General features: G+C 73.4%; 27 protein-coding genes. 17 read left to right on the top strand and 10 right to left on the bottom strand.

Annotated features, from left to right (window positions below; translation table 11 throughout):
* Positions 1–8 precede the first annotated feature (8 nt).
* From F7Q99_RS02155 to F7Q99_RS02165, 3 genes are all read right to left on the bottom strand, one after another.
* The gene (locus F7Q99_RS02155) at positions 9–881 is read right to left on the bottom strand and encodes a sulfurtransferase (RefSeq protein WP_153459818.1); all 873 of its coding nucleotides are present in this window, start codon (positions 879–881) and stop codon (positions 9–11) included.
* 164 nt (positions 882–1,045) lie between these two features.
* Positions 1,046–1,372 carry a hypothetical protein gene (locus F7Q99_RS02160; protein ID WP_153459819.1) on the bottom strand — a complete coding sequence of 109 codons (327 nt, stop codon included), beginning with the start codon at positions 1,370–1,372 and terminating at the stop codon, positions 1,046–1,048.
* A 209-nt stretch (positions 1,373–1,581) separates the two neighbouring features.
* Positions 1,582–2,199 carry a polysaccharide deacetylase family protein gene (locus F7Q99_RS02165; RefSeq protein WP_153459820.1) on the bottom strand — a complete coding sequence of 206 codons (618 nt, stop codon included), beginning with the start codon at positions 2,197–2,199 and terminating at the stop codon, positions 1,582–1,584.
* Between F7Q99_RS02165 and F7Q99_RS43020 the strand changes: the two genes are divergently transcribed.
* Positions 2,183–2,548 carry a hypothetical protein gene (locus F7Q99_RS43020; RefSeq protein WP_153459821.1) on the top strand — a complete coding sequence of 122 codons (366 nt, stop codon included), beginning with the start codon at positions 2,183–2,185 and terminating at the stop codon, positions 2,546–2,548. The genes F7Q99_RS02165 and F7Q99_RS43020 overlap by 17 nt on opposite strands.
* A 190-nt stretch (positions 2,549–2,738) precedes the next feature.
* Complete coding sequence (locus tag F7Q99_RS02175) at positions 2,739–3,596, top strand: SAM-dependent methyltransferase (protein ID WP_153459822.1); 858 nt, start codon at positions 2,739–2,741, stop codon at positions 3,594–3,596.
* Between the two features lie 45 nt (positions 3,597–3,641).
* Here F7Q99_RS02175 and F7Q99_RS02180 read toward each other — a convergent pair whose 3' ends face one another.
* Complete coding sequence (locus tag F7Q99_RS02180; RefSeq protein WP_153459823.1) at positions 3,642–4,511, bottom strand: Fpg/Nei family DNA glycosylase; 870 nt, start codon at positions 4,509–4,511, stop codon at positions 3,642–3,644.
* A gap of 187 nt (positions 4,512–4,698) precedes the next feature.
* On the opposite strand from F7Q99_RS02180, the gene F7Q99_RS02185 reads away from it, so the two are divergent.
* From F7Q99_RS02185 to F7Q99_RS02195, 3 genes are all read left to right on the top strand, one after another.
* Positions 4,699–5,139 carry an SRPBCC family protein gene (locus tag F7Q99_RS02185; protein ID WP_153459824.1) on the top strand — a complete coding sequence of 147 codons (441 nt, stop codon included), beginning with the start codon at positions 4,699–4,701 and terminating at the stop codon, positions 5,137–5,139.
* Positions 5,140–5,347: 208 nt separating this feature from the next.
* Positions 5,348–5,629, top strand: a complete 282-nt coding sequence (locus F7Q99_RS02190) for a DUF6158 family protein (protein ID WP_230210136.1) — start codon at positions 5,348–5,350, stop codon at positions 5,627–5,629.
* Positions 5,630–5,775: 146 nt separating this feature from the next.
* Positions 5,776–7,164, top strand: coding sequence for an NADP-dependent succinic semialdehyde dehydrogenase (locus F7Q99_RS02195; RefSeq protein WP_153459825.1), 1,389 nt, complete (start codon positions 5,776–5,778; stop codon positions 7,162–7,164).
* 32 nt (positions 7,165–7,196) lie between these two features.
* Here F7Q99_RS02195 and F7Q99_RS02200 read toward each other — a convergent pair whose 3' ends face one another.
* Both F7Q99_RS02200 and ku read right to left on the bottom strand, forming a co-directional pair.
* On the bottom strand, positions 7,197–7,478 hold the full coding sequence (locus F7Q99_RS02200; RefSeq protein ID WP_153459826.1) for a hypothetical protein: 282 nt from the start codon (positions 7,476–7,478) through the stop codon (positions 7,197–7,199).
* A 54-nt stretch (positions 7,479–7,532) separates the two neighbouring features.
* On the bottom strand, positions 7,533–8,525 hold the full coding sequence (gene ku / locus F7Q99_RS02205) for a non-homologous end joining protein Ku (protein WP_153459827.1): 993 nt from the start codon (positions 8,523–8,525) through the stop codon (positions 7,533–7,535).
* A gap of 102 nt (positions 8,526–8,627) precedes the next feature.
* On the opposite strand from ku, the gene F7Q99_RS02210 reads away from it, so the two are divergent.
* The 3 genes from F7Q99_RS02210 to F7Q99_RS02220 all read left to right on the top strand — a co-directional run bounded on the left by F7Q99_RS02210 (position 8,628) and on the right by F7Q99_RS02220 (position 11,818).
* Positions 8,628–8,852, top strand: coding sequence for a hypothetical protein (locus tag F7Q99_RS02210; protein WP_153459828.1), 225 nt, complete (start codon positions 8,628–8,630; stop codon positions 8,850–8,852).
* A gap of 221 nt (positions 8,853–9,073) precedes the next feature.
* Positions 9,074–10,522: an amino acid permease gene (locus tag F7Q99_RS02215; protein ID WP_153459829.1), complete on the top strand. Its 1,449-nt coding sequence runs from the start codon at positions 9,074–9,076 to the stop codon at positions 10,520–10,522.
* Between the two features lie 156 nt (positions 10,523–10,678).
* Complete coding sequence (locus F7Q99_RS02220; RefSeq protein WP_195910976.1) at positions 10,679–11,818, top strand: helix-turn-helix domain-containing protein; 1,140 nt, start codon at positions 10,679–10,681, stop codon at positions 11,816–11,818.
* 76 nt (positions 11,819–11,894) lie between these two features.
* Here F7Q99_RS02220 and F7Q99_RS02225 read toward each other — a convergent pair whose 3' ends face one another.
* Positions 11,895–12,683 carry a serine protease gene (locus tag F7Q99_RS02225; protein ID WP_153459831.1) on the bottom strand — a complete coding sequence of 263 codons (789 nt, stop codon included), beginning with the start codon at positions 12,681–12,683 and terminating at the stop codon, positions 11,895–11,897.
* 141 nt (positions 12,684–12,824) lie between these two features.
* Between F7Q99_RS02225 and F7Q99_RS02230 the strand changes: the two genes are divergently transcribed.
* The 5 genes from F7Q99_RS02230 (at position 12,825) to F7Q99_RS02250 (ending at position 19,693) form a co-directional block, all read left to right on the top strand.
* Positions 12,825–13,646, top strand: coding sequence for an EI24 domain-containing protein (locus tag F7Q99_RS02230; protein WP_326846164.1), 822 nt, complete (start codon positions 12,825–12,827; stop codon positions 13,644–13,646).
* A gap of 488 nt (positions 13,647–14,134) precedes the next feature.
* Complete coding sequence (locus tag F7Q99_RS02235; protein WP_153459832.1) at positions 14,135–14,863, top strand: aggregation-promoting factor C-terminal-like domain-containing protein; 729 nt, start codon at positions 14,135–14,137, stop codon at positions 14,861–14,863.
* A gap of 206 nt (positions 14,864–15,069) precedes the next feature.
* Complete coding sequence (locus F7Q99_RS02240) at positions 15,070–16,086, top strand: glycosyltransferase family 2 protein (protein WP_153459833.1); 1,017 nt, start codon at positions 15,070–15,072, stop codon at positions 16,084–16,086.
* Between the two features lie 135 nt (positions 16,087–16,221).
* Complete coding sequence (locus tag F7Q99_RS02245) at positions 16,222–19,191, top strand: FAD-binding and (Fe-S)-binding domain-containing protein (RefSeq protein ID WP_326846165.1); 2,970 nt, start codon at positions 16,222–16,224, stop codon at positions 19,189–19,191.
* Positions 19,192–19,282: 91 nt separating this feature from the next.
* Positions 19,283–19,693, top strand: coding sequence for a PaaI family thioesterase (locus F7Q99_RS02250; protein WP_153459834.1), 411 nt, complete (start codon positions 19,283–19,285; stop codon positions 19,691–19,693).
* A 31-nt stretch (positions 19,694–19,724) separates the two neighbouring features.
* Here the strand turns inward: F7Q99_RS02250 and F7Q99_RS02255 are convergent, their stop codons facing one another.
* Both F7Q99_RS02255 and F7Q99_RS02260 read right to left on the bottom strand, forming a co-directional pair.
* Complete coding sequence (locus tag F7Q99_RS02255) at positions 19,725–20,168, bottom strand: CBS domain-containing protein (RefSeq protein WP_153459835.1); 444 nt, start codon at positions 20,166–20,168, stop codon at positions 19,725–19,727.
* 108 nt (positions 20,169–20,276) lie between these two features.
* Positions 20,277–21,254, bottom strand: a complete 978-nt coding sequence (locus F7Q99_RS02260; protein ID WP_153459836.1) for a slipin family protein — start codon at positions 21,252–21,254, stop codon at positions 20,277–20,279.
* Positions 21,255–21,401: 147 nt separating this feature from the next.
* Here F7Q99_RS02260 and F7Q99_RS02265 point away from each other — a divergent pair, with 147 nt between their 5' ends.
* Positions 21,402–22,190, top strand: coding sequence for a uracil-DNA glycosylase (locus F7Q99_RS02265; RefSeq protein ID WP_153459837.1), 789 nt, complete (start codon positions 21,402–21,404; stop codon positions 22,188–22,190).
* A 10-nt stretch (positions 22,191–22,200) separates the two neighbouring features.
* Here F7Q99_RS02265 and F7Q99_RS02270 read toward each other — a convergent pair whose 3' ends face one another.
* Positions 22,201–23,079: a CHAD domain-containing protein gene (locus tag F7Q99_RS02270; protein ID WP_153459838.1), complete on the bottom strand. Its 879-nt coding sequence runs from the start codon at positions 23,077–23,079 to the stop codon at positions 22,201–22,203.
* A gap of 201 nt (positions 23,080–23,280) precedes the next feature.
* On the opposite strand from F7Q99_RS02270, the gene F7Q99_RS02275 reads away from it, so the two are divergent.
* The 3 genes from F7Q99_RS02275 to F7Q99_RS02285 all read left to right on the top strand — a co-directional run bounded on the left by F7Q99_RS02275 (position 23,281) and on the right by F7Q99_RS02285 (position 25,624).
* A complete protein-coding gene (locus F7Q99_RS02275; protein WP_153459839.1) occupies positions 23,281–23,955 on the top strand; it encodes a hypothetical protein in 675 nt (224 codons plus the stop codon).
* Positions 23,956–24,087: 132 nt separating this feature from the next.
* Positions 24,088–24,903, top strand: coding sequence for a thioredoxin domain-containing protein (locus tag F7Q99_RS02280; protein ID WP_153459840.1), 816 nt, complete (start codon positions 24,088–24,090; stop codon positions 24,901–24,903).
* Between the two features lie 67 nt (positions 24,904–24,970).
* The gene (locus F7Q99_RS02285) at positions 24,971–25,624 is read left to right on the top strand and encodes a vitamin K epoxide reductase family protein (protein ID WP_153459841.1); all 654 of its coding nucleotides are present in this window, start codon (positions 24,971–24,973) and stop codon (positions 25,622–25,624) included.
* Positions 25,625–25,934 lie beyond the last annotated feature (310 nt).

Consider the following 25,934-nt stretch of genomic DNA (forward strand, 5'->3'; position numbering starts at 1 on the left):
CCCGGGCCTCACGCGCCGAGCGCCACCGGCGCCCGCACCAGCGAGCCGTACTCCGTCCACGAGCCGTCGTAGTTCTTGACGTGCGGATATCCCAGCAGCTCGGTCAGCGCGAACCAGGTGTGCGCGGACCGCTCACCGATCCGGCAGTACGCGATCACCTCGCGCTCCGACTCCACGCCGTTGCCCCCGTAGAGCGTCCGCAGTTCCTCCGCCGAGCGGAACGAGCCGTCGTCGTTGGCCGCCTGCGACCAGGGGATGTTGACCGCGCCCGGGATGTGCCCGGGCACCTGCGCCTGCTCCTGCGGCAGGTGCGGCGGCGCGATCAGCTCGCCGCGGAACTCGGCGGGCGAGCGGACGTCGACCAGCACCGCGTCCGCGCCGGGCTTGGCGAACACCTCGGCCTTGCCGAGCACTTCGTCCCGCAGCGCCCGCATCTCCGGGTGCTCGGGCCCGGTCAACCGGTAGGTGGTGTGCTGGTAGTCCATCACCTCCTCGGTGAGCTCGCGCCGCTCCAGCTCCCACTTCTTCCGCCCGCCGTCCAGCAGCCGCACCGGCTCGAAGCCGCGCAGCCGCAGCAGCCAGAAGGCGTACGCGGCGAACCAGTTGTTGTTGCCGCCGTACAGCACCACGGTCGTGTCGTCCTCCACGCCGGCCGCGCGCAGCAGGTGCTGGAGGCCCTCGCGGTCGACGTAGTCGCGGCCGACCCGGCTGTGCAGGTCGGTGTTCCAGTTCCAGCCGACCGCGCCGGGTATGTGGCCCCGGTCGTACGCGGTGGTGTCCTCGTCGACCTCGATGACCCGGATTGTCCCGTCGTCCAGGTGGTGGCCCAGCCACTCGGTGTGGACCAGCCTTTCAGGGTGTGCGTAGCCGTTGCCGGTCATCCCAGGCCCTCCTTCGCTCTGCCCAGGCTGGGGCGCCCGACCACGGGCACGGCGAGGCACCGGCGACCGGGCCGGACACTTCGAACGTACGTCGGCCGCCCGGCCCCGGCCACCCCGCCGGCTCCCGCCGTTCAGGAGGGGCCCGGAAGGAGCTCAGAAGGAGCTCAGGAGAAGAGGACCGAGCGCAGCTTCAGACGGTCCCCGAGCTTCTTGCCCGGGTTCATGACGTAGAACGTGTCGCCCGAGCAGTCGAAGTCGAGGAAGACCGTGGCGGTCGACGTGGTGAGGTTCGCGGGCGCGGAGCCGGGCGCCTCGTCGGTCGTCCAGGGGAGGTTGATGCACGCGCGGCTCTCCGGGTCGGCCAGACCGGTCTGGACGCCGGGGCCGACCCTGTACAGGAAATCACCGGTCGCGGCGTCGGCGGAGACCGGGACGGCGAGGACGAGAGCGATCGCGCTGGCGGCGGCAAGCGAGGCGTTGCGGAGACGCATGGGGAAAGAGCCTTCCAGGGCGGTACCCGGCGGTACCTGGGGAATTGATGCGACATCACCCTAGAGGCCGCAAATCCGCAGAAACGGTTCTCCCAATCCACACGTTCGGGTGGTTTGGACCGGAAGCCGTTTCCCCCGCGCATCCCATCGCACCGCCGGGCCGCCACAACGCCGGGACGCCGCCCGGCCGGCCCCCGCCCCGCGCACGGTCAGTTCGGCGGGGCCGTGAAGAAGTACCCCGAATCGATCAGCGCCGGAAGGTACGCCTTCAGCGCGGCCACCGTCTGCGACCGGTCCCCGCCGCCGTCGTGGTTGAGCACGATCGCGCCCGGCCGGACGTCCCTGAGGATCCGGTCGGTGATCGCCGCCGTCCCGGGCCGGGCCCAGTCCCGCGGATCCACCGACCAGGCCATCGGCCGCATCCCGAGATCGGCGCCCACCTGGAGCGAGACGTCCGACCAGTCCCCGCCGGGCGCGCGGAACCAGGTCGGCGTGCGGCCGGTGGTGCGCTGCAGCAGGTCCGAGGTGCGCTCCAGCTCGTCCCGGACCCTGCTCTCGGACACGCGCCGCAGGTCGGGGTGGCTCCAGGTGTGGTTGGCGATGTGGTGGCCGTGGTCCGCGATCTCCCGCACCAGCTCGGGGTGCTCGACGGCGTTCTCCCCGATCAGGAAGAACGTGGCCCGGATGCCGTGCTGCTGGAGCAGCGCGAGCACGGTCGGGGTGTACCGCGGATCCGGGCCGTCGTCGAGGGTGAGTGCCACCACCCGCCGCGCCGGGTCCAGCTCGTACACCGGCCTGCTCTCCGCCGCCGTGAGCGCTCGGTGCACGGGCTGCGCGCTCGGCACACTCGACGCGCTCGAAGCGGTGGGAGACGGCGCCGGCGAGGCGGGCGCGGACGGGGTGGGCGGTGCGGACGGGGTGGCCGGGGGCGCGGCCGTCGGCGACCCGCTCGCCGCGACCCACTGCGAGGAGGACCCTTCCGGGGCGGCCCCGGCCGCACCCGCCGCCGCGGCGTCCGAGGTGGGCGCCGAGCCGTCCCCGCCGTCGAACGGGCTCCGGCAGCCGGCCGCCGCCCCGAGCAGCGACATCCCGGCCGCGACCAGCAGCAGCCTGCGCGACGTGACCCGTGACGTCACCTTCGGGGTGACATGTGGTGTGACATTCAGAGTAATCTGACGATCTGACAGCATTTTGAATGCTTCCCCCGCTCGTCAGCCCCGCTCCCGGACGGCACCTCCGATAGACCGGATCACCACTCCGACGGCCCAAGCCCGCCACGGCTCGCCCTCGCCGGACGCCCGGGCTCCACCCGGGACCGCTACGCTGACCCCTCCAGTGTGATGATCTGCCATCAGAGGACGTTGCCATGACGACAAGTCAGCACTCCCCGGACGGGAACCAGCACGAGGACGCGATCGAGCCGAGCCAGTGGGAACGGTTCGGCGTCGACACCACCACCCCGCACTCGGCGCGCGTCTACGACTACTGGCTGGGCGGCAAGACCAACTTCCCGCCCGACCGCGCGATGGCCGAGGCCATCGAGGCGGCCGTGCCCAGCATCAAGCAGATGGCCAAGGCCAACCGCGCCTTCCAGGGCAGGGCGGTGCGCCACCTCGCCCGGGAACACGGCATCCGCCAGTTCCTCGACCTCGGCACCGGCATCCCCACCTCGCCCAACACCCACGAGATCGCCGAGTCCGTCAGCCCCGGCACCCGGGTGGTCTACGTCGACAACGACCCGATCGTCCTCGCCCACGCCCGCGCCCTGATGGTCTCCACCCCCGCCACCCGCACCACCTACATCCACGCCGACCTGCGCAAGCCCGAGGAACTCCTCTCCGACCCGGCGCTCACCGCCACGCTGGACCTCACCCGGCCGGTCGGCCTGCTCATGATCGCCGTACTGATGCTGATCGCCGACGAGGACGACCCGTGGGGCCGGGTCGCCGCCCTGCGCGACGCCCTGCCCGCCGGCAGCTGCATCGCGCTCACCACCCCCACCCAGGACTTCGACCCGGAGGCCGTCGGCAAGGTCACCGAAGCCGCCCGGGCCGGTGGGATGACCCTCGTCCCGCGCACCTACGACGACGTCCTGCGCTTCTTCGACGGCTGGGACCTGATCGAGCCGGGCGTCTCCCCCGTGCTGGCCTGGCGGCCGGACGGCGAGCCGCCCGCCGACCCGAGGGCCGCGTACTACTGGGGCGGCGTCGCCATCAAGCGCTGAACCCCCACAGCTGGTGAGAGGAGCCTGCCGGCTTCCCTCACCGGCTCACTTCAGCAGCCGGGACAGCCGCCGGTCGGCCAGCGGCTTGCCACCGGTCTGGCAGGTCGGGCAGTACTGCAGCGAGGAGTCCGCGAACGACACCTCGCGCACGGTGTCCCCGCACACCGCGCACGGCTGCCCGGTACGGCCGTGCACCCGCAGCCCGAGCTTCTTCTCCGCCTTCAGCTCCCCCGCGGCCAGCCCGCGCGAGCGCTCGACCGCCTCGCGCAGCGTGCCGCCGAGCGCCTCGAACAGCCGCGCCGTCTCCTCCTCGGTCAGGCTCGACGCCAGCTTGTACGGGGACATCCGGGCCGCGTGGAGCACCTCGTCCGAGTAGGCGTTCCCGACGCCCGCCAGCACGCTCTGGTCCCGCAGCACGCCCTTGAGCCGGCGCCGCTCGCCGCGCAGCAGGGCCGCGAAGTCGTCCAGGGTGAAGCCCGGGTCCAGCGGGTCAGGGCCGAGCCGGGCCACCCCGGGCACCTCGGCCGGATCCTTCACGACGTAGACGGCGAGCCCCTTCTTCGTCCCCGCCTCGGTGAGATCGAAGCCGTCCCCGGCTTCGCCCTCCAGGCGCAGCCGCAGCGCCAGCGGGTTCTTCGGGCTCGGGCGCGGCGGCTCGGCGGGCAGGCTGTCCTTCCAGCGCAGCCAGCCGGCCCGGGCCAGGTGGATCACCAGGTGCAGCCCGCCGGCCTCGATGTCCAGGAACTTGCCGCGCCGCGTCACCGGCCCCACCGTCCGCCCCTCCAGCGCGCCGACCGGCGGGTCGTATGTCTTCAGCGCGCTGATCGCCACCGGCTGCACGCGGGCGATGACACGCCCGGTCAGCCGCTCGGACAGGAAGGCGCTCAACGCCTCGACCTCGGGCAGCTCCGGCATGCGCCCAGTCTCCCGCAGCCCACCACCTTCCGCGCCCCGACCGCCCGCGTCGGCTCACGCTCCGCACTCACCCACCGCCCGCGGGGACTCACGCTCCGCCACGCCCTCGTCCGACCTTTGCCCGGGCGCCACTCCTGAGCGCAGGCTGGAACTGCCCGCGATCCACCGGAGGAGGTCCGGTCGAGTCATGAGTACGTTGGAGGAACAGATCGACATCGCCGTCCCCGTCCTCGCCGCCTGGGAGCAGCTGCACCGCGTGCACGACTACCCACGGTTCGTCGACGGGGTGCACAGCGCCTACCCGCACGGGCGGAACCTCGCGCACCTCGGGGTGGCGATCCGCGGCGCCGAGCGGGACGTCGAAACCGAGATCACCGATCGCGGCCGGGGCCGGGTGATGGCCTGGCGGACGCTGGACGGGCTCCACCTGAGCGGCGCGTTCGCGCTCCTGCCGCTCGACCCGCGGCACACCCGGCTGCAGATCCGGGTGGAGTACGACCCGGAGGCGATGCACGATGCCTTCGGCGGGCCGCGGGGCTTCGCCCTGGCCGGGGCGATCGAACGGGCCGTGCGGAGCGACCTCGAACAGTTCCGCAGTCTGGTCGAAGAACGCGTCAACGCGGCATGAGCCTGGCCCAGGACCTGTCCTGCTCGGCCAAGGCAACCGCCTGTTCCCCACCATTCGCTCCACTACGCCCGACCGGACGGCCCGAGCCCGCAAACGTGAACGCCGCTGCTTCACCGAGGAGTACTGTCGCCGGCCCGCCCGAACGGGTGTACCGGCCCGGATCACCGGGCACCGGGTACAAGGGGGCTTCCGCCGAGGAGGTTCGGACATGCGGCACGTCGACGCCCCGCACATCAGGCCCGAGGGCATCTCCCCGCACGCCCTGGGCAACGACACCCTGCTGCACGAGCTGGAACAGCTGCACCGCACACGCCACGAGACGTTCCTGTACGGCTCCGAGGAGGCGCTCAAGCGCCACACCTTGCGCACCGGGCAGCTGGAGGCCGAGTACCTGCACCGCTTCCCCAACCGCCAGGTGACAGCCGGCCGCACCCGGGCCGGCGCCCGCGCCCGGGAGGCGGCGGCCCGAGTGGAGTCGCTGCCCGAGTAGCCCCGCACCGCCCGCGCCGCCACCGCCCGGCAGGACACGCCGGGCGGCGGTGGCGTGCCCGGGGGCGGCCCGTCAGGGAGGGTGAGTAGGCGCGCCAGCACCCGACCCCCCCTGCGCCAGCACCCGACCCCCCTGGGAGCCCCCGCATGCCCATCGCAAGCGTCAACCCCGCGACCGGCGAGGTCCTGGAGACCTTCGAACCGCTCGACGATGCCGGCCTCGACCGCCGTCTGGCCCTCGCGGAGGCCGCCTTCCACGACTACCGCACCACCACCTTCGTGTCCCGCGCCGCGCTGATGCACCGGGCCGCCGACCTGCTGGACCAGGACCAGGAGGCCGTTGCCCGCACGATGACCGAGGAGATGGGCAAGCCGCTCGCCGCGGCCCGGGCCGAGGCCGCCAAGTGCGCCAAGGCGATGCGCTGGTACGCCGACAACGCCGAGGCGCTGCTCGCCGACGAGCACCCGGCCGCCGCCGACGTCGCCGATGCCGGGGCCGCCCGGGCCTACGTCCGCTACCGGCCGCTCGGCGCGGTGCTGGCCGTGATGCCGTGGAACTTCCCGTTCTGGCAGGTGATCCGCTTCGCCGCGCCGGCGCTGATGGCGGGCAACGTGGGCCTGCTCAAGCACGCGTCCAACGTGCCCCGGACGGCGGTGGCGATCGAGGAGCTGTTCCGCCGGGCCGGCTTCCCGGAGGGCTGCTTCCAGACCCTGCTGATCGGCTCGGGCGCCGTCGAGGGCGTGATTCGGGACCGGCGGGTGGCCGCCGTGACCCTCACCGGCAGCGAGCCGGCCGGGCGGGCGGTCGCGGCCGCCGCGGCCGACGAGGTGAAGAAGGCCGTCCTGGAGCTCGGCGGCAGCGACCCGTACGTGGTGATGCCCTCCGCCGACCTGGCCGGGGCGGTGCGCATCGCCGTCCGCGCGCGAGCGCAGAACAACGGCCAGTCCTGCATCGCGGCCAAGCGCTTCATCGTGCACACCGACGTCTACGGCGCGTTCACCGCCGCCTTCACCGAGGCGATGCAGTCGCTGAAGGTCGGCGACCCGATGGACGAGGACACCGACGTCGGCCCGCTGGCCAGCCGTCAGGGCCGGGACGACCTGGAGGAACTGGTCGAGGACGCCCGCACGCACGGCGCCCGGGTGGAGTGCGGCGGCGGGCGGCCGATGGGCTGGGACACCGGGTACTTCTACGAGCCGACCGTGCTGACCGGCATCACCCCGGCCATGCGGATCCACCAGGAGGAGACCTTCGGCCCGGTCGCGACCGTCTACCGGGTCGCCGGCCTGGACGAGGCGGTGGCGCTCGCCAACGACACCCCGTTCGGGCTGAGCTCCAACGTCTGGACGCGGGACGAGGCCGAGCAGGAGCGCTTCGTCCGCGACATCCAGGCCGGCGGGGTGTTCTTCAACGGCATGACGGCCTCCCACCCGGCGCTGCCGTTCGGCGGCGTCAAGCGCTCCGGGTTCGGGCGGGAGCTGTCCGGGCACGGGATCCGGGAGTTCTGCAACGTCACCACGGTGTGGATCGGCTGAGCACCTCCGGCCTCACGCCGGCCGCGGCCGGGTCAGGACGCCATCCGGTGCCTGCCCCGGCCGGGCGTGAACCAGCGGGCCACCACGCCCACCATCGCGACCACCGTCGCGCCCCAGAAGATCGACATCAGTATCAGCACCGGCAGCGAGCTCACCTGGGCGCCGACCATGCCGAGGCCGATCGAGAGCGCGACCATGAACGTCACGGCGGTGGGGCTGAGGCTGAGCAGCCAGTGCCAGGCGCGGTATCCCATGCTCGGGTTCTTCGGGGCGTCGGGGCCGGTGTCGAGTTCCTTGTAGGTCAGCAGGTCCATCGGGATCGCCTCCGGTAGTCAGGGGGAGGGGACTTCCGGTCCGCGGCGCGCGGCCTAGGAGGCCTTGCGGGGAGCCGCGGTCTTGCGGGTCGTGGTCTTCTTCGCGGTCGCGGACCTCCCGGCGGCTGCCGTCTTCCCGGCGGCCGCTGTCTTCCCGGCGGCTGCTGTGTTCTCGACGGGCGCGGCCTTCCCGGCAGGTGCGGCCTTCTTCGCCGGGGCGCGTTTGCGCGGCGCGGGCTTCTCGTCCTCGGGTCCGGCGTCGCTCCTCCGCCCGCTCTTCGCCTGCTTGAGGCTGCTGCGCAGCGCCTCCATCAGGTCGATCACGTTGTCGGGCGCCTCGCCCGGCTCCTCCTCGTGCGGGAGCTCGACGCCGTCCAGCCGGGCCGTGATGACCTGCTGCAGGGCCTGCTGGTAGTCGTCGTGGAGCTGGGAGAGGTCGAAGTCCTCGGAGAGCGTGTCCATCAGCGACCGCGCCATCTTGAGCTCCTGCGGCCGGACGGTGACGTTCTCCTCCGGCGCGATCCCGGCGGCCGGGCGGACCTCGTCCGGCCAGATGCAGGTCTGGAGCACCAGCGTGCCCTCGTGCACCCGCAGCACCGCGGGCGACTCCCGGGTCCGCAGCGCGATCTTGGTGACGGCGACCTGACCGGACTCGGTGAGCGCGTCGCGCAGCAGGGCGTAAGGCTTGGCGGCCGCCTTGTCGGCGACGCCCACGTAGTAGGCCTTGGAGAACATCAGCGGGTCGATCTCACCGGCGTCCACGAAGGCCAGCACGTCGATGATCTTCTTGCTGGGCAGCGGGAGGTCGGCCAGGTCCTCGTCGGTCAGCGTGACGGTCCGGCCGTCGGGCGACTCGTAGCCCTTGGCGACCTCCGCGTACGGGACTTCCTTGTCCTCCCGCTCGCAGTACCGCTTCATCCGCACCCGTCCGCCGTCCCTCGCGTGCACCTGGTGCAGCGGGACGTCGTGCTCCTGCGTGGCCGAGTACAGGTGAACGGGGATGCTGACCAGCCCGAAGCTGATCGTCCCCTTCCAGGTGGTCTGCATGGGGTCGCCCCCTTCCGGAGAATCCCACTCTGCCCGGATTTGCCAGGTTCGGCCACACCGCGCGGACAATGGGCCCGAGGGGGCCCGAGGAGGTGGACACGGATGGCCGTCGACGGGCGGGAACACTGCGCGCCACCGCCGGAGCGGACGACGTACCGGGTGGTGTACGCCGTCCGCGGGGAGGCCGTGGCGCGGCGGGCCGAGGTCACCGTGGTGCCCGGGTACTCACAGGAGAGCGACATCCCTCGGATCCTGGCCGCGCGACTCGCCCCGGGGCGGCCGGGGGACGCGCACCGGATCGCCCTGCTGGAGCTGCGGGAGGCATAGACCTCCCGACCTGGCGATGTGTCAGATTTGAGCTTTTCGCACCACCTTCGGACCTATTCTGACCTGGGCTTTTGCGTCCGCTGACCGAACAGTTATCAGCTTCGAGTTCCGATACTCGGGCGTAGAAGTTAGGTTGCACCGCATTGCGCGGTTCTGTCCCCCCATCCTCCGGCGCGACGAGCCGAAGGTCACCGCGCTGGAAAGGCACAGGGCACCCTTAGATGAGTGCGGAAACCACCAAGCCGGCTGTAGCGGCGAAGGTCCCCCACCAGGCGGGACCGCACGGACCCGGCGGACACGGCGGCGACGGCCACCTGAAGGCCGGGCTCAAGAACCGCCACCTGTCGATGATCGCCATCGGCGGCGTGATCGGCGCCGGCCTGTTCGTCGGCTCCGGCGCGGGCATCGCCGCCACCGGCCCCGGCATCCTGCTCTCCTACGCACTGGCCGGCCTGCTGGTCGTGCTGGTGATGCGCATGCTCGGCGAGATGGCCGCGGCCGACCCGCAGAGCGGCTCGTTCTCGGCGTACGCGGACCGCGCGCTCGGCCGGTGGGCCGGGTTCACCATCGGCTGGCTGTACTGGTTCTTCTGGGTCGTGGTGCTCGCGGTCGAGGCCACGGCCGGCGCGAAGATCCTCAACAACTGGATGCCGGGCGTGCCGCAGTGGGCGTTCGCACTCATCGTGATGGCGGTGCTGACCTCCACCAACCTGTTCTCGGTCGCCTCCTACGGCGAGTTCGAGTTCTGGTTCGCCGGGATCAAGGTCGTCGCGATCGCCGCGTTCCTGGTGATCGGCGCCCTCGCCGTGTTCGGCGTGCTGCCCGGCACCCACGCGGTCGGCACCACCAACCTCACCGGCCACGGCGGCTTCCTGCCGCACGGCGTGGGCGCGGTGTTCACCGGCATGCTCACCGTCGTCTTCGCCTTCATGGGCAGCGAGATCGTCACCCTCGCCGCCGGCGAGTCGGAGGACCCGGAGAAGGCGGTCACCAAGGCCACCAACAGCGTGATCTGGCGCATCGGCGTCTTCTACCTGGGCTCGATCCTGCTCGTCGTCACCCTGCTGCCGTGGGACTCGGCCGAGATCAAGGACAGCCCGTACGTGGCGGTGCTGAACCACGTGGGCATCCCGCACGCGGGCCAGATCATGGACGTGATCGTGCTGACCGCGGTGCTCTCCTGCCTCAACTCCGGGATGTACACGGCCTCCCGGATGGCCTTCTCGCTCGGGCAGCGCGGTGACGCGCCCAAGGCCTTCGCGAGCGTCACCCGCAGGGGCGTGCCGCTGGTCGCGATCCTGGCGTCCGTCGTCTTCGGCTTCATCGCCGTCTTCTTCAACTACACCTCGCCGGACAAGGTGTTCGCGTTCCTGCTCAACTCCTCCGGCGCGGTCGCACTCTTCGTCTGGCTGGTGATCTGCGTCACACAGCTGCGGATGCGCAAGATCATCGAGCGGGAGACCCCCGAGCGGCTGACCGTCCGCATGTGGCTGTACCCCTACCTCACCTGGACCGCGATCGGCATGATCGGGTTCGTGATGGCGTACATGTTCACCGACGCCGACGGGCGCAAGCAGATGTACCTGTCGCTGGCCGCCGCGGCGATCGTCCTCGCGGCCTCGGCCGTGGTGGGTCGACGCCGGCGGGCCGCGGTGGCGGCGGATTCCTGATCCGTCCGCGCCGCGCCGACAGCGCCGGGCCCGGGAGCCTCCGCAACGGCTCCCGGGCCTGGCGCTGTCTCGTTTGACGGGGGCGCGTCAATGGGGATACCTCCGGCACGACGCTCACCCCACGAGCGCACCCCCACCACCGCCCCGGGAGGCCCCGTGCCGATCCTCCCCGCCCCCGCCTCCGCCCGGCTCCGTTTCGGGCACCGATTACGACACTGGCGCGAGGCCCGAGGCCTCAGCCAGGCCGAACTCGGCCGCCGGCTCGGCTACGACGACTCGCTGATCAGCCGGGTCGAGAACGCCCGCCGCTGGCCGCCACCCGGACTGCCCGGGCGCGCCGACGAACTCCTCCGTACCGGAGGTGAGTTGGCCGCCCTCTGGCAACCCGTCCGGCAGGAGCGTGAACGGTTCGACGTCCTCGGGCCGTCCGCCGGTCCCGCTGCCGTCCCCGACGGCGCCACCCTCGACGTGCTGAGCCACCTGCTCACCGTCTACCGCGCCGCCACCACCCGCATCGGCGGCGAGGAACTGACCGCCGTCCTCGAACACCACACCCGCACCCTGGCCGGCCGGCAGCGGGACGCCCGGCGCGACACCGACCGGATCCGCGCCCTCGCCGCCCGGTACGCCGAACTCGCCGGCTGGGCCCACTTCGACGGCGCCCGCCCCGCCCGTGCCCTCGCCTGGTACGGCTGCGGCCTCGCCTGGGCCCGAGCGGCCGGTGACCGGGCCGCCGCCTCCGACCTGCTCGCCCGCCAGAGCTCTGTGCACTGGTGGCGCGGCGACGCCCCCGCGGCCCTCGCCCTCGCCCACGCCGCCCGGGCCGCCGCCCGCCCCCTGCCCGGTGCGCAGGCCTGGGCCGCCATCGCCGAGGCCCACGCCCACGCGCTGGCCGGCGCGGCACCCGAGTCGCTCCGCGCCCTGGACGACGCCGAACGGCTGACGGAGGAGGCACTGCGCGCCGCCGAGCCAGGCCCCTGGCTCGCGCGTGCCCACCTCGTCCTGACCGTCGCCCACGGCACCTGCCGCCGCGACCTCGCCCACCGCACCGGCAGCACCGGCCACGCCCACGCCGCGGTGGCCCACCTGACCACCGCCCTCACCCAACTCCCGCCGTCGACCCACCCCCACGACCACGCCCTCGTCACCGCCCGCCTGGCCGCCGTCCACGCTCGCACCGGCGAGCCCGACACCGCCACCGCCCTCCTCGCCCACCTGCCTCCGGCCCCCACCGGCCGCATCGCCCACGAACACCACCAGGCCAGCGCCCTGCTGTCCTACACCCGGGCCACCTGAGGCCGCCGGGACGGCGCCGCACGCCCGAGCGCCCGGGGGCGACGACTCGCCCCCGGGCGCTGCTCCGCATCCCCGGTCAGAGGGTGGCCGCTGCCGCCGCGATGTCGGCGGCGTAGGTGCTCACCTTGGTGTAGACGCCGGGGAAGCCGGGGCGGGCGCAGCCGTTGCCCCAGCTGACGATGCCGACCTGGATCCAGCCGCCGGCCGCGTCACGGCGGAACATCGGGCCGCCGGAGTCGCCCTGGCAGGTGTCGACACCGCCCTGGTCGACGTAGCCGGCGCAGAGGGAGGCCGCGGTGACCAGGCCCGGGTAGGCCTTGGTGCAGGTCGCGTCGTCCACGTACGGCACGGTCGCCTTGAGCAGGTGCTGCTGCTGCGCGCCGCCCTCGACCGCGGCGCCCCAGCCGGCGATGGTGAAGGTGCCGTTGTCGTAGGCGGTGGAGTCGGTGACCGCCAGGGTCGCGACCTGGCTGCCGCTCACCGGCGCGTCGAGCTTGATGAGGGCCCAGTCGTTGCCGTTCTCCGCGCCGCTGAAGGCGGGCGACTGGTACACGTACGTGGAGTGCGCGGTGATCGCGCTCGCACTGTTGAGGTCGACGACGCCGAGGGTGGCCGTGATGCCGGCGTCGTCGCCGGTGCCGGAGACGCAGTGGGCGGCGGTGAGCACGATCTGCGGGGTGTAGAGGGCGCCGCCGCAGCCCATCGAGAGCCGCACCATGAACGGGAACTCGCCTTGGTCGGCCTGCGTGCCGCCGACCACCGTCGACGACGGCGCGGGCGCGGCGGCGGCCGGCAGGACCAGCGCGCCGGCGGCGAACACGAAACCAGCCAACAGCCCTATGAATCGGCCGAGTTGACGCTTCATCGAACTCCTCCTGAACAGGTCGGGAGGATCGAGCGTGACGCGCCGCGCGGCGGGGCACGAGGGTCTGGCCCCTGCCAGCCGGCGCTGGCAGGAACACGGCAGTGCGGGGTTCCGCACTGCAAGGCCCTAGGGTGATCACCCGTGCGAGATCTTGCGGCGGGGATGAAGTACCTGATCGAGGGCCAGAAGTGGGTGGGCCGGCGCGGTCACTGGTGGGGGTTCGGGATGCTGCCCGCGCTGCTCACGCTGGCGGGCTACGCGGTGGCGCTGGCGTTCCTCGGCGGCTGGTCCGCGGACCTCGCCGCCTGGGCGACCCCGTTCGCCGACCACTGGGGCTCGCCCTGGCAGGTGCTGCTGCGCGACGCGCTCGCGGTGATCGTCTTCGGCGCCGGCCTCCTGATCGCGGTGCTCACCTTCACCGCCGTCACGCTGGCCGTCGGCCAGCCCTTCTACGAGTCGCTGTGCGCGAAGGTCGACGAGTCCGAGGGCGGCGCCCCGGCCCCGACGGAGACGCCGTTCTGGCGCGAGCTGTGGGTCGCGGTGCGGGACAGCGCGTACGTGCTGGCGCGGGTGGCCGGGTTCGGCGTGCTGCTGTTCCTGGGCGGGTTCATCCCGCTGGCCGGGCAGACGATCGTGCCGGTGCTGGGCTTCCTGATCTCCGGCTTCTTCCTCACCGTCGAGCTGACGGCGGTCGCACTCCAGCGGCGCGGGGTGCCGCAGCGCGAGCGGATCCGGCTGCTGCGCTCCCGGCTGGGGCTCGCGCTGGGTTTCGGGGCGCCGCTGTTCCTGGCGTTCCTGATCCCGCTGGTGACCGTCCTCGCGATGCCGGGCGCCGTCGCGGGCGCCACCCTGCTGGCCCGCGATCTCGTCCCGACCGAGGAGCCTCCCGCGGCGGAGCCGCCCCTCCCCCCGTCCTACGCACCGCCGCGCCCCGCGCCGGGAAACCCGTACGCGACGCCCTGAACGCGTGACGACTCCGTCACCCTGCGACGAACCTGGCCCGTTAAACATGTGAGGCCGCCCACACGGGGTTCCGCACCTACGATCGCCGATAGTGGGCGGTCGGCTCCCCGCACCCCCGCGGCCGCCCGCGCAGGGCCCGGCCCCTCCCCGCCACCGGCCGGATCCGCCTCAAGAACGCAGGCCACCACCCCGTTCCCCTTGTCGATCATCCGCTGCGGCAGCGCTTCGACCGACAAATGCACATATCGGCCAAATCGCTCAAAACGCCCAGCCATACCCCGCCGGACTCCTTCCGGACCCACTACCAGCCGTAGTAGCAGGCGCCTTTGCCACCCGTCCGCAGCCCTGCCAAGAATGGCCCGTCGCCAGGCAGCGCCGACGGTCCGACCGCCGCGCAGCCCACCCGCCCCGCCGGTTCCGCCGGGGCGCCACGGCCGTCCAGCACGGCCGCGTGATGCCGCCCCCGACGGAAAAGGATCGCCCGCTTCATGCGCCTCAGCCATGCCCGCCGCAACTCCCTGATCACCGGCGTCACGACGCTCGTCGTCGCGAGCGCCGCCACGGCCGCCCTCGCCATCCCGCAGAGCGGGCACACCGTCGAGGTCGCCGCCCCCGCGGCCGCCGTGTCGGTGGACGGCAAGCCGGTCACCGACCAGGGCCAGGCCGACGCCGCTGCTGCCGCCGCTCAGGCGCAGGCCGGGCAGGCCACGCAGGCCAAGGCCCAGGCGGACGCCGCCGCTGCCGCCCAGGCGCAGGCCCAAGCCGCGGCTCAGGCCGCCACCCAGGCGCAGGCGCAGGCCCAGGCACAGGCCGACGCCAAGGCCCAGGCCGACGCCAAGGCCCAGGCGGACGCCAAGGCCCAGGCCGACGCGCAGGCCGCCGCCTCCCGCTCCCAGCAGCGCCAGAACCTGAACGCCGCCCCCACGTACTCCGGCACCCCTCAGCAGATCGCCGCCCAGATGGTCCCGGCCGGCCAGCTGCAGTGCTTCAGCAACATCGTGTTCCACGAGAGCAGCTGGAACCCGCTCGCCGTCAACGCCTCCTCCGGCGCCTACGGCCTCGTCCAGGCCCTCCCCGGCTCCAAGATGGCCTCCGCCGGCCCCGACTGGCGCACCAACCCGGCCACCCAGATCAAGTGGGGCCTCGACTACATGAACTCCCGCTACGGCAGCCCCTGCGCCGCCTGGTCGTTCTGGCAGGTCCACCACTGGTACTGAGCCGACCGCTCGACACCCCCGGGCCCGCGACGCGTTGCGCGTCGCGGGCCTGCGCCGTTCGGATACGGCCAGGTTTCTGACGTGGACGCGCCCGGAAGGAGCCGTGAAGATATGGCGCACGGCCGTACGATTTGCCGCGGATTGCTCGGAATTACACACCGTCAGGGCTTTGCCACGGTTCGCGCGCCCTCTTACGCTCCGGCGTCATGCCCTCACCCCTGATCAGTGTCGTGCTCCCCGCCTACGACCAGCAGAATCAGCTGGCGGCCTGTCTGGACTCGCTGCTCGGCCAGTCCTTCCGGGACGTCGAGGTGATCGTGGTCGCCGACCGCTCCCCCGGCACCCCGCGGGACCTCGTCGACGAGTTCGCGGCGCGCCATCCGCAGGTGTCGGCGCTGCACCTGGACGCGGCGGTCGGGGTCGGGGTGAGCCGGAACGCGGGGGCGGCGCGGGCGACCGGCGAGTACCTGCTGTTCCTGGACGCCGACCACCTGCTGCCACCGGACGGGCTGCAGGCACTCGCCGACAGGCTGAGCGAGACCGGGCCGGTGGACGTGCTGCAGTTCGGGCACACCCGGCGGCACAACGGCCGCGAGTGGCCCGGCGGGGCGGAGAAGCCGCTGGCCGAGGCCGGGCCGGAGGTGGCCGGGCCGTTCGACCGGCCGGAGCTGCTGGGCGCGCCGCCGCTGATCTGGGACCGCCTGGTGCGCCGCGGCCACTGGGAGGAGCTGCGGCTGGCCTTCCCCGACGGCCGGTACGAGGAGATCCCGGTCGTCCACGCGGCGATGCTCGGCGCCCGGCGGGTGGCCGTCCTGCCGCGCGAGTGCGTGCAGCTGCGGCGCCGGGAGACGGTGCACCCGACCGGCTCGCCGGGCAGCAGCGTGTTCGACATCTTCGAGCAGTACGAGCGCACCTTCGCGCTGATGGAGGACCAGCCGCACCTGTACGCCGTCCGCGACGCGCTGTTCGTCCGCATGATCCGGCACTACCTGTTCGTCTTCGACCTCGCCGGGTGCGTGACGCGCGCCGAGCGGCCGCAGTTCTTCCACCGGGCCGCCGAGCACCACCGCCGCTTCCAGCCGCCGGGCCACCGGAAGCCGGGCGGCCGCGAGGGGGTCAAGTTCTCGCTGCTGGCCGGCGGCGCGTATCCGGCGTTCGAGGTGGCCAAGCTGTCCCACATCGCCCGCGGCTCGCTCACCGGGGCCGGCCGGCGGAAGGACTGAGCGACGCTCGGTCGTACGCCGAGCGTGCCGGACGCCACCCCGTCGGCCGAACGCCCGGGGCGGTCGGCGCCCCTGCGCGGCGTGCGGCTGCGATGATCGGCCGGAGCCGTCGCCGCACCGCCTCGGAGGTCCCCGGTGAGCCGTCCGTCCGCCGTCCCCGGCGCCGAGCTGGCCCGTGAGCTGGCCGCCGACCTGCGCGGCGAGGTCCGCTTCGGCGCCGCCGAGCGGACCGTCTACAGCCACGACGCGTCCAACTACCGCCACCTGCCGCTCGGCGTGGTCAAACCCGCCGACCTGGACGACGTCCGCACCGCGCTCGCGCTGTGCCGCCAGTACCGGGTGCCGGTGGTGGCGCGCGGCGCGGGCACCAGCATCGGCGGGCAGGCGATCGGGCCGGGCGCGGTGGTGCTGGACTTCCGGCGGCACCTGGGCGCGGTGCTCGACGTCGACCCGCAGGCCCGCACGGCCCGGGTCGAGCCCGGCGTCGTCCTGGACGACCTCCAGCGCGCCGTCAGGCCGTACGGGCTGCGCTTCGGGCCCGACCCGTCCACGCACAGCCGCTGCACGCTCGGCGGCATGATCGGCAACGACTCCTGCGGCCCGCGCTCGCTCGCCTGGGGGCGCACCTCGGACAATGTCGAGCGGCTGGAGCTGCTGCTCGCGGACGGCACCGAGCTGACCGTCCGCGGGCGGCTCGCCCCCGAGGAGCGCACCGCACTGCGCGCCCTGCCCGGCCGTGAGGGTGAACTCCACCGCCAACTCCAGGAGTTCACCGACCACCACCTCGCCACCATCCGGCAGGGCATGCCCGACCTGCCTCGCCGCACCTCCGGCTACCCGCTGGACGCCCTGCTGCCCGAACGCGGCCACGACCTGGCCCGCGCCCTCACCGGCACCGAGGGCACCTGCGCGCTGCTGCTCGGCGCCACCGTCCGGCTGGTCGAGGAGCCGCCCGCGCGGGCGCTGGTGATCGCCGGCTACCCGGACGAGGGCGCCGCCGCCGACGCCGTCCCGGCTCTCCTGCCGCTGCGCCCGCTGACGGCCGAGGGCATGGCCGCCGACCTGATCGCCGCACTGCTCGCGGCCGGTCCACGCCCGCCCGCGCTGGACCGGCTGCCCGCCGGCGAGTGCTGGCTGTTCCTGGAGACCGCCGGCGCCACCCCGGTCGAGGCCTACAGCGCCGCCCGCCGGCTCGCCGACACGGTGCGCCGCGAGCACTCCGCCGCCGTGGCCCTCGTCACCGACCCGGGCGAGCAGCGGCAGCTGTGGGCCGTCCGCGAGGCGGGCGCCGGGATCGTCACCCGGCTGCCGGGCGGAGGCGAGGCCTGGCCCGGCTGGGAGGACTCCGCCGTCCCGCCCGAGCGGCTCGGCGACTACCTGCGGGACCTTCGCGCCCTGCTGCGCCGGCACAGCCTGCGCGGCGTGCCGTACGGGCACTTCGGCGAGGGCTGCGTGCACCTGCGGATCGACTTCCCGCTCGACCAGCCCCAAGGGGTGCTGGTCTTCCGGGAGTTCCTGGAGCAGGCGGCCGATCTGGCGGTCTCGTACGGCGGTTCGCTCTCCGGCGAGCACGGCGACGGGCAGGCCCGCGCCGAGCTGCTGCCGCGCATGTACCCGCCCGAAGTCATCGACCTGTTCGGCGAGTTCAAGAGGATCTGGGATCCGGAGAACCTGCTCAACCCCGGCGCCCTGGTCGACCCGCGCCCGCTCGACGCCGACCTGCGCTTCGTCGCCGCCCCGCGCCGCCCCCTGCCGCTCGCCCTCCCGTACGAGCGGGACGGCGGCAGCCTCGCGAGCGCCGTGCACCGCTGCGTGGGCGTCGCCAAGTGCGTGGACCCCACCACCGGGGTGATGTGCCCGAGCTACATGGCCACCAGCGAGGAGCGGCACTCCACCCGCGGCCGGGCTCGGCTGCTCGCCGAGATGCTGCGCGGTATGGGGGCACCTCCCGGCCGCCGGGCCGGGGGAGCGATCACGGACGGCTGGCGGTCGGAGGAGGTCCGGGAGGCGCTGGACCTCTGCCTCAGCTGCAAGGGCTGCGCGAGCGACTGCCCGGTCCACGTCGACATGGCGACGTACAAGACGGAGTTCCTGCACCAGCACTACCGGCACCGGCTGCGCCCGCTCGCCCACTACTCGATGGGCTGGCTACCGCTCTGGCTGCGCGCCGCCGCGCTCGCGCCCGGGGCCGCCAACACCCTCGCCCGCTCACCGGCGGCCGGGCTGCTGAAGCGGCTCGGCGGCATCGACCGGCGGCGCGTCCTGCCCGTCCTCCCGCCGGAGACCTTCACCCGCTGGTACCGGCGGCACCGCACCGCGCACCCGGCGGCGGCGGGCGCGCGGACCGTCCTGCTGTGGCCGGACACCTTCTCCGATCACCTCCAGCCGAACGTGCTGCGCTCCGCCGTCGAGGTGCTGGAGCACCTGGGCTTCGACGTCCGGCTGCCCGCCGGCCCGGTCTGCTGCGGCCTCACCTGGTACTCCACCGGCCAGCTCGGCACCGCCCGCCGGGTGCTGCGGCGCAGCCTCCAGGTGCTCGCCGCGGACGGCCTTCCCGCCGACACCCCCGTGATCGGCATGGACCCGAGCTGCACCGCCAGCCTGCGCGAGGACCTGCCCCGTCTGCTCGGCCCGGACGGCCGTCCGCTCGCCGACCGCACCCGGACCTTCGCCGAGTTCCTCGACGAGTTCGCCCCCGACGCCCCGCTCCCCCGCGTCCCCCGGGACGCCGTCACCCAGACCCACTGCCACCAGCACGCCGTCCTCGGCACCGCGGCCGACCGCCGGGTGGAGGCCCGGCTGGGCCTGCACAACCGGGTGCTGGACTCCGGCTGCTGCGGCCTGGCCGGGAACTTCGGGTTCGAGCGGGGCCACTTCGAGGTGTCCGAGGCGATCGCGGAGCGCGTCCTGCTCCCGGAGCTGCGGGCGGCCGACCCGGGCACGGTGGTGCTGGCGGACGGGTTCAGCTGCCGCACGCAGATCGCCCAGCTCGCCGAGGGACGGCAGGCACTGCACCTGGCGGAGCTGATCGCCCGCGCCCTGCGGGAGGATGCCCGGGATCGCCGCCCGGGTGCGGACGGGGTGCCGGGGGACGCCGCGCGGTAGCCAGCGGGCCAGGGCCTCGCCCAGGGCGGCACCGGGCGGGCGCCCTCGGCAATCGCCGACGCAGCGCCACCGCACGCGCCACAATGACGGAATGACCCTCACCACCGCCGAGGCGGACAAGATCCTGGCCGACAACTTCGCCCCCTGGGTGCAGGCGCTCGGCCTGTCGGTGGCCGAGACCGGGGAGCGGCACGCCGTGCTGCGGCTGCCCTGGTCCGGTCAACTGGCCCGGGAGGGCGGCGGATTGTCCGGGCAGGCGCTGATGGCCGCCGCCGACACCGCGAGCGTGATCGCGGTGTCGGCTGCGCGCGGCGGCTTCGGCCCGATGACCACCGTCCAGCAGTCCACCACCTTCCAGCGCGCCGTCACCGGCCAGGACGTGCTGGTGCACGCCCGGGTGACCAAGCTCGGCCGGCGCATCGCCTTCCTCGACATCACGCTCACCGCCGAGGGCGAGGAGGAGCCGGCCGCACACGCCACCACGGTGTACGCGCTGGCCTGACGGAAGACGCGCGGGGCCCGGGCGTCCGGCGTCACGCCTCCGCGGCCGGCGCCTCCTCGGCGCAGACCGCCGACACGAACTCCGCCACCCGGGCCTGCGGCAGCCCGCGCGCGATGTCCGCCTCGCTGATCATCCCGACCAGCTTGTGCTCGGGGTGGTTGATCACCGGCAGCCGGCGCACCCGGTACTGCTCCATCACCCGCAGCACCTGTTCGGTGTCCTCGTCCGCCTCCACCGTCATCGGCCGGCCCTCGGCCACCTCGCCCGCCGTCACCAGGGCCGGGTCCCGGCCCTCCGCGATGCACTTGAGCACGATGTCGCGGTCGGTCACGATGCCGAGCAGCCTGTCGTTCTCACCGCAGATGGGCAGCGCGCCGACGTCCCGGTCCCGCATGATCCGGGCGGCAGCGGCGAGCGTCTCGTGCTCGCGGATGCACTCCGCGCCCGGGTGCATGATGTCGCTGGCTCTGGTCATGGTCCGCCTCCTGACCTGGCTTCCGCCCCCCTGTCCATCGTGGTCCGGGCGGGTGACGGACGCCACCGGGCGCCCAGCCGGACTCCCACCGACGCCACCGGGCGCCGCTCAGGCCGCCTCGCCCGGCTCGACCCGCCCGTCCGGCGCGTCCTCGTGCTCCAGCGGCGAGTGCTCCAACAGTTCGTCCAGCGCCGGCAGTTCGTGCGGCGACGCGTCGCGTTCGAGTTCGGCCTGCTCGACCTCCCCGCCCTCGAGGCCGGACTCCTCGGCGGCCTTCGCCCCGGCCGCCGTCGCCGCGGCCGCCAGGAGGTTCCGCTGCTGGACCTCCGTCGCGCTCTCCAGGAACCGCAGCAGTTCCACCGGGAACGGCAGCACCAGCGTGGAGTTCTTCTCCGCCGCGACCTCCACCACGGTCTGCAGCAGCCGCAGTTGGAGCGCCGACGGGGTCTGACTCATCACCCTGGCCGCCTCCGACAGCCGCTCCGAGGCCTGGAACTCGCCGTCCGCCGTGATGATCCGTGCCCGCCGCTCCCGCTCGGCCTCCGCCTGCCGGGCGATCGAGCGCTTCATCGACTCGGGCAGGGCGACGTCCTTGATCTCCACCCGGTCGATCTGGATGCCCCAGCCCAGCGCCGGGCTGTCGATCATCAACTCCAGGCCCTGGTTGATCGGTTCGCGGTTGGCCAGCAGGTCGTCCAGCTCGCTCTTGCCGATGATCGACCGCAGCGAGGTCTGCGCGACCTGGGAGATCGCGAAGTTGTAGTCCTGCACGTTGACGGTCGCCTTGACCGGGTCCAGCACCCGGAAGTACACCACCGCGTCCACCCGCACGGTCACGTTGTCCCGGGTGATGCCCTCCTGCGCCGGGATCGGCATCGTCACGATCTGCACGTTCACCTTGCGCAGCTTGTCCGCGATCGGCATCAGCGCGACCAGCCCCGGGGAGCGCACCTCGTCCCGCACCCGGCCGAAGCGGAACACCACACCCCTCTGGAACTGCTGGACCACCCGGACGCTCAGGCCCGCCCAGATCGCCCCCAGACCCACCAGCCCCCCGATCACACCCAGCACCGCATCGACGATCATCGCGGCCTCCTCGCGGCCTCGCGCACCAGCGAGTTCCGGCCGTCGCCGCCCCGGACCGACCAGGGGGCCGCCGGAGCAGCTGATTCCACGCTACGCCTGCCCGGCCAACCGTCGAAACGGACCGAATCCAGCCCTAGGATCGTCGCTATGCCGTTGTCCCCCGCCGACGACCCCGGCCACCCCCGCCACCCCGCCGAGGCCGCCGCGCGCGCCACCGCACTGGCCGGCCTGGACCGCGTCGTCACCGGCTGCCGCGCCTGCCCGCGCCTGGTCGAGTGGCGCGAGGAGACCGCCCGTACCAAGCGCCGCGCCTACCAGGACTGGAACTACTGGGCCCGCCCGATCCCCGGCTTCGGCCCGCCCGACGCCCCGCTCGTCCTCGTCGGCCTCGCCCCCGCCGCGCACGGCGCCAACCGCACCGGCCGGATCTTCACCGGCGACCCCTCCGGGGACCTGCTGTACGCGGCGCTGTACGAACTCGGGCTCGCCAACCGCCCCGAGTCCGTCCGGTACGGGGACGGGCTGGAACTGCACGGCGTCCGCATCACCGACCCCGTCCGCTGCGTCCCGCCCGACAACAGGCCCACCACCGAGGAGCGCGACACCTGTCGCCCGTGGATCACCCGCGAGCTTGAGCTGCTGCGCCCCACCGTCCGGACCGTCGTCGCCCTCGGCGGCTTCGCCTGGCAGGCGCTCCTCCCCGCCCTCACCGCTGCCGGCTGGCTGGTCCCCCGCCCTCGCCCGGCCTTCGGCCACGCCGCCCACCTCACCCTGCCGGCCGCGGACGGCGGCCCCGCACTGCGGCTGTACGGCTGCTACCACGTAAGCCCGCGCAACACCAACACCGGCCGCCTCACCACGGAGATGCTCCGCGCCCTCCTCCGCACGGCCGCCACCTCCGCCGGCCTCACGCCGAACCAGGAGCGCCCGGCCTAGAGCCGGCTCCCTACCCGAACCGCGCCAGCTTCCGCCGCGACGCGCGGTCCCACACCCGGGGCAGCCGCTCGCGGGCCGCCTCCGCCTCGGCGAGCTGCCGGCCGTACAGCACCCCGTAGCCGAACGGCTCGCCGCTCGCGCCCGCCTGGCCGACGAGCGCCGCGGCCGCCACCACCGCGTCCTGGTGTTCGCCCAGCACCTCCTGCACGGCCTTCATCCGCTCCGCGTACCGCTCGGCCGCCCGGCCGACGGCCGGGGCGGCGGTCTCGCCGGCGTAGCGGGCCCGCTTCGCGGCCTTCCGGGCCTCGTGCAGGGCCTGGTCCCGCTCCTCGCCCTCCGCGTCCAGCGCGGCGCGGACCCGGTCACCGGTACGGCGCTGCTCGCGGGCGGCGACGCGGGCCAGCTCGGGGGTGGCGGAGCGATCCGCCCGGCCGCGCAGGGGCGGGGAGGCGAGGAAGGCTGCCAGGCCGTCGCCGAGGGCGCGGCGGCGGGGGCTGTCGAGGGCGGCCACCACCTCTGGCCAGACCCGCCGGTACTCGGCGCCGCCCCAGCGCTCCAGCTCCGCGGCGACCCGCTCCGGCCCGCACTCGGCGGGCAGCTCCCGGGCCCGCGCCGCGAGCCGCTCGGCGAGCACCTCGCGGTCCCGCGCGCGGCCGAGGGCGCCGGCCAGCCAGCGCAGCTCGCCGACCAGGGCGTCGGTGGCCCCGGTGCGGAGCAGCCGCCGGTACGTCCGCAGGGCGCTGCGCAGCCGCCGGCAGGCGACCCGCATCTTGTGCACCGCGTCCGGTTCGTCCGCCCGGACGGCGTCGTCGAGCCCCGCGAGCACCTTCGCCTGCGCCTCGATGCGGGCGAGCAGCACCTGCCCCACCGTGGTCTCGGGCCGGGCCATGAGCGGTTCACCCCCTCATCGGGGTCGCCGGGACGCGTCGGGTCGCCGGGACGCCTTCCAGGCTAGTCCGCCCTTACCCGGTGTCCACCCGCTGACGGGACGTCACCCGGGTGGCCGAAGGGCCGCCGAGAGGCGGGTGCGGCCGACCGCACACCGACGCGGCCTCGTGTCCGGTGTAAGGCTCATGGCATACTCCGAGGAATGATGACCTCCACCCACGCGACCAGGGCCCTGCGGGCCGCGGTGTTCACCGCGCTCGCCGTGCCGCTGTCCGCGCTGGGCCAGGTGGTGATCACCGGTCGCCCGCTGCCGCTCACCCTGGTGGCCGCCGCGACCGCCGTCGTCTTCCTGGTGTCGGCCGCGCTGGCCGGCGGGGAGCGGCGGCTGCTGCACATCTCCGGCGTGATGGTGCCGGTGGAACTGCTGCTCAACACGACGTTCAACCTGGGCCAGACCGGCTGTGGTCCGGTCCTGAGCGAGCACGTGCCCGCGCACGGCGTGAATCTGCTGGTGTGCGGCGGCGGTTCGGTGGACGGCTCGCTGTTGTCCGGCCCGCTGGGGCTCGAGGGGCCGGTCGCGCCGGCCATGACCCAACTGCTGGTCCTGCTGGTGCATCTGCTGATCGCACTGGCCGCCTCCGCCTGGCTGCGGCTGGGCGATGCCGCCCTGTCGGGGCTGGCCCGGTCCCTGCGCGCGCTCAGCCAGTCGCTGACGGCACCGCTGCGCGCACTGGTTCTGCTGCTGCTCCCGGCTCCGGTGCGCCCGGTGTTGCGGGTGCCGCTGCCGGTCTCGGACCGGGAGCGCCCGCGCCGCGAGGACGTGGTCCTCAGCCCGGCTCCGCGGCGCGGTCCGCCGGCCTTCGCGCCCGCCTGCTGATCCCCCGGCCGTAAGGCCCGGTTGCGCCCGCAGGCGAGGCGCACAACTCCCGCGTTCACCGATCAAGCCCCTCGGCGTGCCCGAGCGGGCGTCCCGCGCGCACCCGCGCGCCGCGTACAGGAGTTGACTCCCATGGCTCAGGCCGACAACAAGCAGCAGAACAAGCGCATCAGCGCCCGTGAGCGGATCCAGGAGGCGCAGCGCCGCGAGCAGACGGCCGCCAGGCGCCGTCAGCGGATCGTCGTCACCGTCTCGGCCGTCGCCGTGCTCGCCCTGGCGGGCGGGGTGGCGGTGGCGATCAACTCGGCGGGCAAGGACGACCAGAAGTCCTCCGCCGAGGCGGCCCCGTCGACCGCGCTGGTCGTGCCGGCGAACGCGTCCGGCCAGGACGGCACGGTGATCACGTACGGCAAGGCCGACGCCCCGCACACCATGGAGGTCTACGAGGACTTCCGCTGCCCGGTGTGCAAGGAGTTCGAGGCGGCCAACGGCCAGACCGTCCGCAAGCTCACCGAGGACGGCCAGATCAAGGTGCAGTTCCACCTGGCCGCGTTCCTGGACAAGGCGCTCGGCGGCAAGGGCTCGCACACCGCGCTGGCCGCGGCCGGCGCCGCGCTGAACGAGGGCGTGGACAAGTTCAAGGCGTTCCACGACGTGCTGTACGCCAACCAGCCCGACGAGCGGAACGACGGCTTCGGCGACGTCAACCGCGTCCTGGAGCTCGCCGACCAGGTGCCGGGCCTGAAGACGGACGCCTTCGTCAAGGCGGTCACCGACCGGACGTACGCGCCGTGGGCGGCGAAGGTCGCGGACGCGTTCAACGACAGCGGGGTGACCGGCACCCCGACGATCAAGGTGGACGGCAAGTCGATCACGCTGTTCAGCGGCCGCAGCGCGGTGACGCCGGAGCAGTTCACCGCACAGGTCAAGCAGGCCGCCGGCCTGTAGTGATCATCACCGGCCCGGCCGAACTCCCGGCCGGGCCGGCCCCTCCCAGCCACCGGAGTGTGCTGTCATGACCGCTTCGACCTCTGCGCGCCCCTCCCGCCCCGCCGCCGGCACCTCCCCGGGCAGCGCCCCGATCGGCGCGGGCCGGGCCTTCTCGCTGCTGCTGTTCCTCGGCGGGCTGATCGGGCTGGCGGCCTCGGCCGTCCTGACCTTCGACAAGCTCCACATCCTGGAGAACCCGTCCTACGTCCCCAGCTGCAACATCAATCCGGTGATCAGCTGCGGTTCGGTGATGCGCACCGACCAGGCGGGGGTGTTCGGCTTCCCGAACCCGCTGATCGGGCTGGTCGCCTTCGGCGCCCTGGCGGCGATCGGCGCGGGGCTGCTGGCCGGCGCCGCGTACCGCCGCTGGTTCTGGCTGGGCCTGCACGCGGGCACCCTGCTGGGCCTGGTCTTCGTGCACTGGCTGATCGACCAGGCGCTGTACGAGATCGGCGCGCTCTGCCCGTACTGCATGGTGGTGTGGGCGACGGTGGTCACGCTGTTCTGGTACACGACCCTGCACAACCTGAGCACGGGCGTGATCCCGGTGGGCCCGCGACTGCGGCCGGTGGTCCGGGAGGCGGCGCGCTACCACTGGGCGCTGCCGGTGCTGTGGGCGGCGGTGATCGCGCTGCTGATCCTCAACCGGTTCTGGTACTACTGGCACACGCTTCTCTGAATTCTCCAGAAAACCCGGGGCAGTTACCGACGGAGTCATGTGATGGAGAGTCACATTCGCTCCACGCAGTGCAATTTCGTTATTGAACAGTGTATCTAACAGCGGATCACGAAGGATAACGTTTGCATTAAGTCGCATGCCATCCAGCTGTCGAGATGCGCTCGCGGCCGACCTTACAAATCTGCCAACGTCCGGTCGGGCAGCATGAACTGACATCACGTCACCCCTTCGCCAATCGATGGTTGAAGGGGTGACATCTTCGCGCCCGGAGCACCGGCGTTCAGTTACCCGCGAACCCTCTGGCAGGATT

It is taken from the genome of Streptomyces kaniharaensis (assembly GCF_009569385.1).
Taxonomy (GTDB): domain Bacteria; phylum Actinomycetota; class Actinomycetes; order Streptomycetales; family Streptomycetaceae; genus Kitasatospora; species Kitasatospora kaniharaensis.

Bases quoted from the DNA above. Each gene is read 5' to 3' on its own strand.
- F7Q99_RS02155 (WP_153459818.1), bottom strand. From the start codon at position 881: ATGACCGGCAACGGCTACGCACACCCTGAAAGGCTGGTCCACACCGAG.
- F7Q99_RS02160 (WP_153459819.1), bottom strand. From the start codon at position 1,372: ATGCGTCTCCGCAACGCCTCGCTTGCCGCCGCCAGCGCGATCGCTCTC.
- F7Q99_RS02175 (WP_153459822.1), top strand. From the start codon at position 2,739: ATGACGACAAGTCAGCACTCCCCGGACGGGAACCAGCACGAGGACGCG.
- F7Q99_RS02180 (WP_153459823.1), bottom strand. From the start codon at position 4,511: ATGCCGGAGCTGCCCGAGGTCGAGGCGTTGAGCGCCTTCCTGTCCGAG.
- F7Q99_RS02185 (WP_153459824.1), top strand. From the start codon at position 4,699: ATGAGTACGTTGGAGGAACAGATCGACATCGCCGTCCCCGTCCTCGCC.
- F7Q99_RS02190 (WP_230210136.1), top strand. From the start codon at position 5,348: ATGCGGCACGTCGACGCCCCGCACATCAGGCCCGAGGGCATCTCCCCG.
- F7Q99_RS02195 (WP_153459825.1), top strand. From the start codon at position 5,776: ATGCCCATCGCAAGCGTCAACCCCGCGACCGGCGAGGTCCTGGAGACC.
- F7Q99_RS02200 (WP_153459826.1), bottom strand. From the start codon at position 7,478: ATGGACCTGCTGACCTACAAGGAACTCGACACCGGCCCCGACGCCCCG.
- ku (WP_153459827.1), bottom strand. From the start codon at position 8,525: ATGCAGACCACCTGGAAGGGGACGATCAGCTTCGGGCTGGTCAGCATC.
- F7Q99_RS02210 (WP_153459828.1), top strand. From the start codon at position 8,628: ATGGCCGTCGACGGGCGGGAACACTGCGCGCCACCGCCGGAGCGGACG.
- F7Q99_RS02215 (WP_153459829.1), top strand. From the start codon at position 9,074: ATGAGTGCGGAAACCACCAAGCCGGCTGTAGCGGCGAAGGTCCCCCAC.
- F7Q99_RS02225 (WP_153459831.1), bottom strand. From the start codon at position 12,683: ATGAAGCGTCAACTCGGCCGATTCATAGGGCTGTTGGCTGGTTTCGTG.
- F7Q99_RS02235 (WP_153459832.1), top strand. From the start codon at position 14,135: ATGCGCCTCAGCCATGCCCGCCGCAACTCCCTGATCACCGGCGTCACG.
- F7Q99_RS02240 (WP_153459833.1), top strand. From the start codon at position 15,070: ATGCCCTCACCCCTGATCAGTGTCGTGCTCCCCGCCTACGACCAGCAG.
- F7Q99_RS02250 (WP_153459834.1), top strand. From the start codon at position 19,283: ATGACCCTCACCACCGCCGAGGCGGACAAGATCCTGGCCGACAACTTC.
- F7Q99_RS02255 (WP_153459835.1), bottom strand. From the start codon at position 20,168: ATGACCAGAGCCAGCGACATCATGCACCCGGGCGCGGAGTGCATCCGC.
- F7Q99_RS02260 (WP_153459836.1), bottom strand. From the start codon at position 21,254: ATGATCGTCGATGCGGTGCTGGGTGTGATCGGGGGGCTGGTGGGTCTG.
- F7Q99_RS02265 (WP_153459837.1), top strand. From the start codon at position 21,402: ATGCCGTTGTCCCCCGCCGACGACCCCGGCCACCCCCGCCACCCCGCC.
- F7Q99_RS02270 (WP_153459838.1), bottom strand. From the start codon at position 23,079: ATGGCCCGGCCCGAGACCACGGTGGGGCAGGTGCTGCTCGCCCGCATC.
- F7Q99_RS02275 (WP_153459839.1), top strand. From the start codon at position 23,281: ATGATGACCTCCACCCACGCGACCAGGGCCCTGCGGGCCGCGGTGTTC.
- F7Q99_RS02280 (WP_153459840.1), top strand. From the start codon at position 24,088: ATGGCTCAGGCCGACAACAAGCAGCAGAACAAGCGCATCAGCGCCCGT.
- F7Q99_RS02285 (WP_153459841.1), top strand. From the start codon at position 24,971: ATGACCGCTTCGACCTCTGCGCGCCCCTCCCGCCCCGCCGCCGGCACC.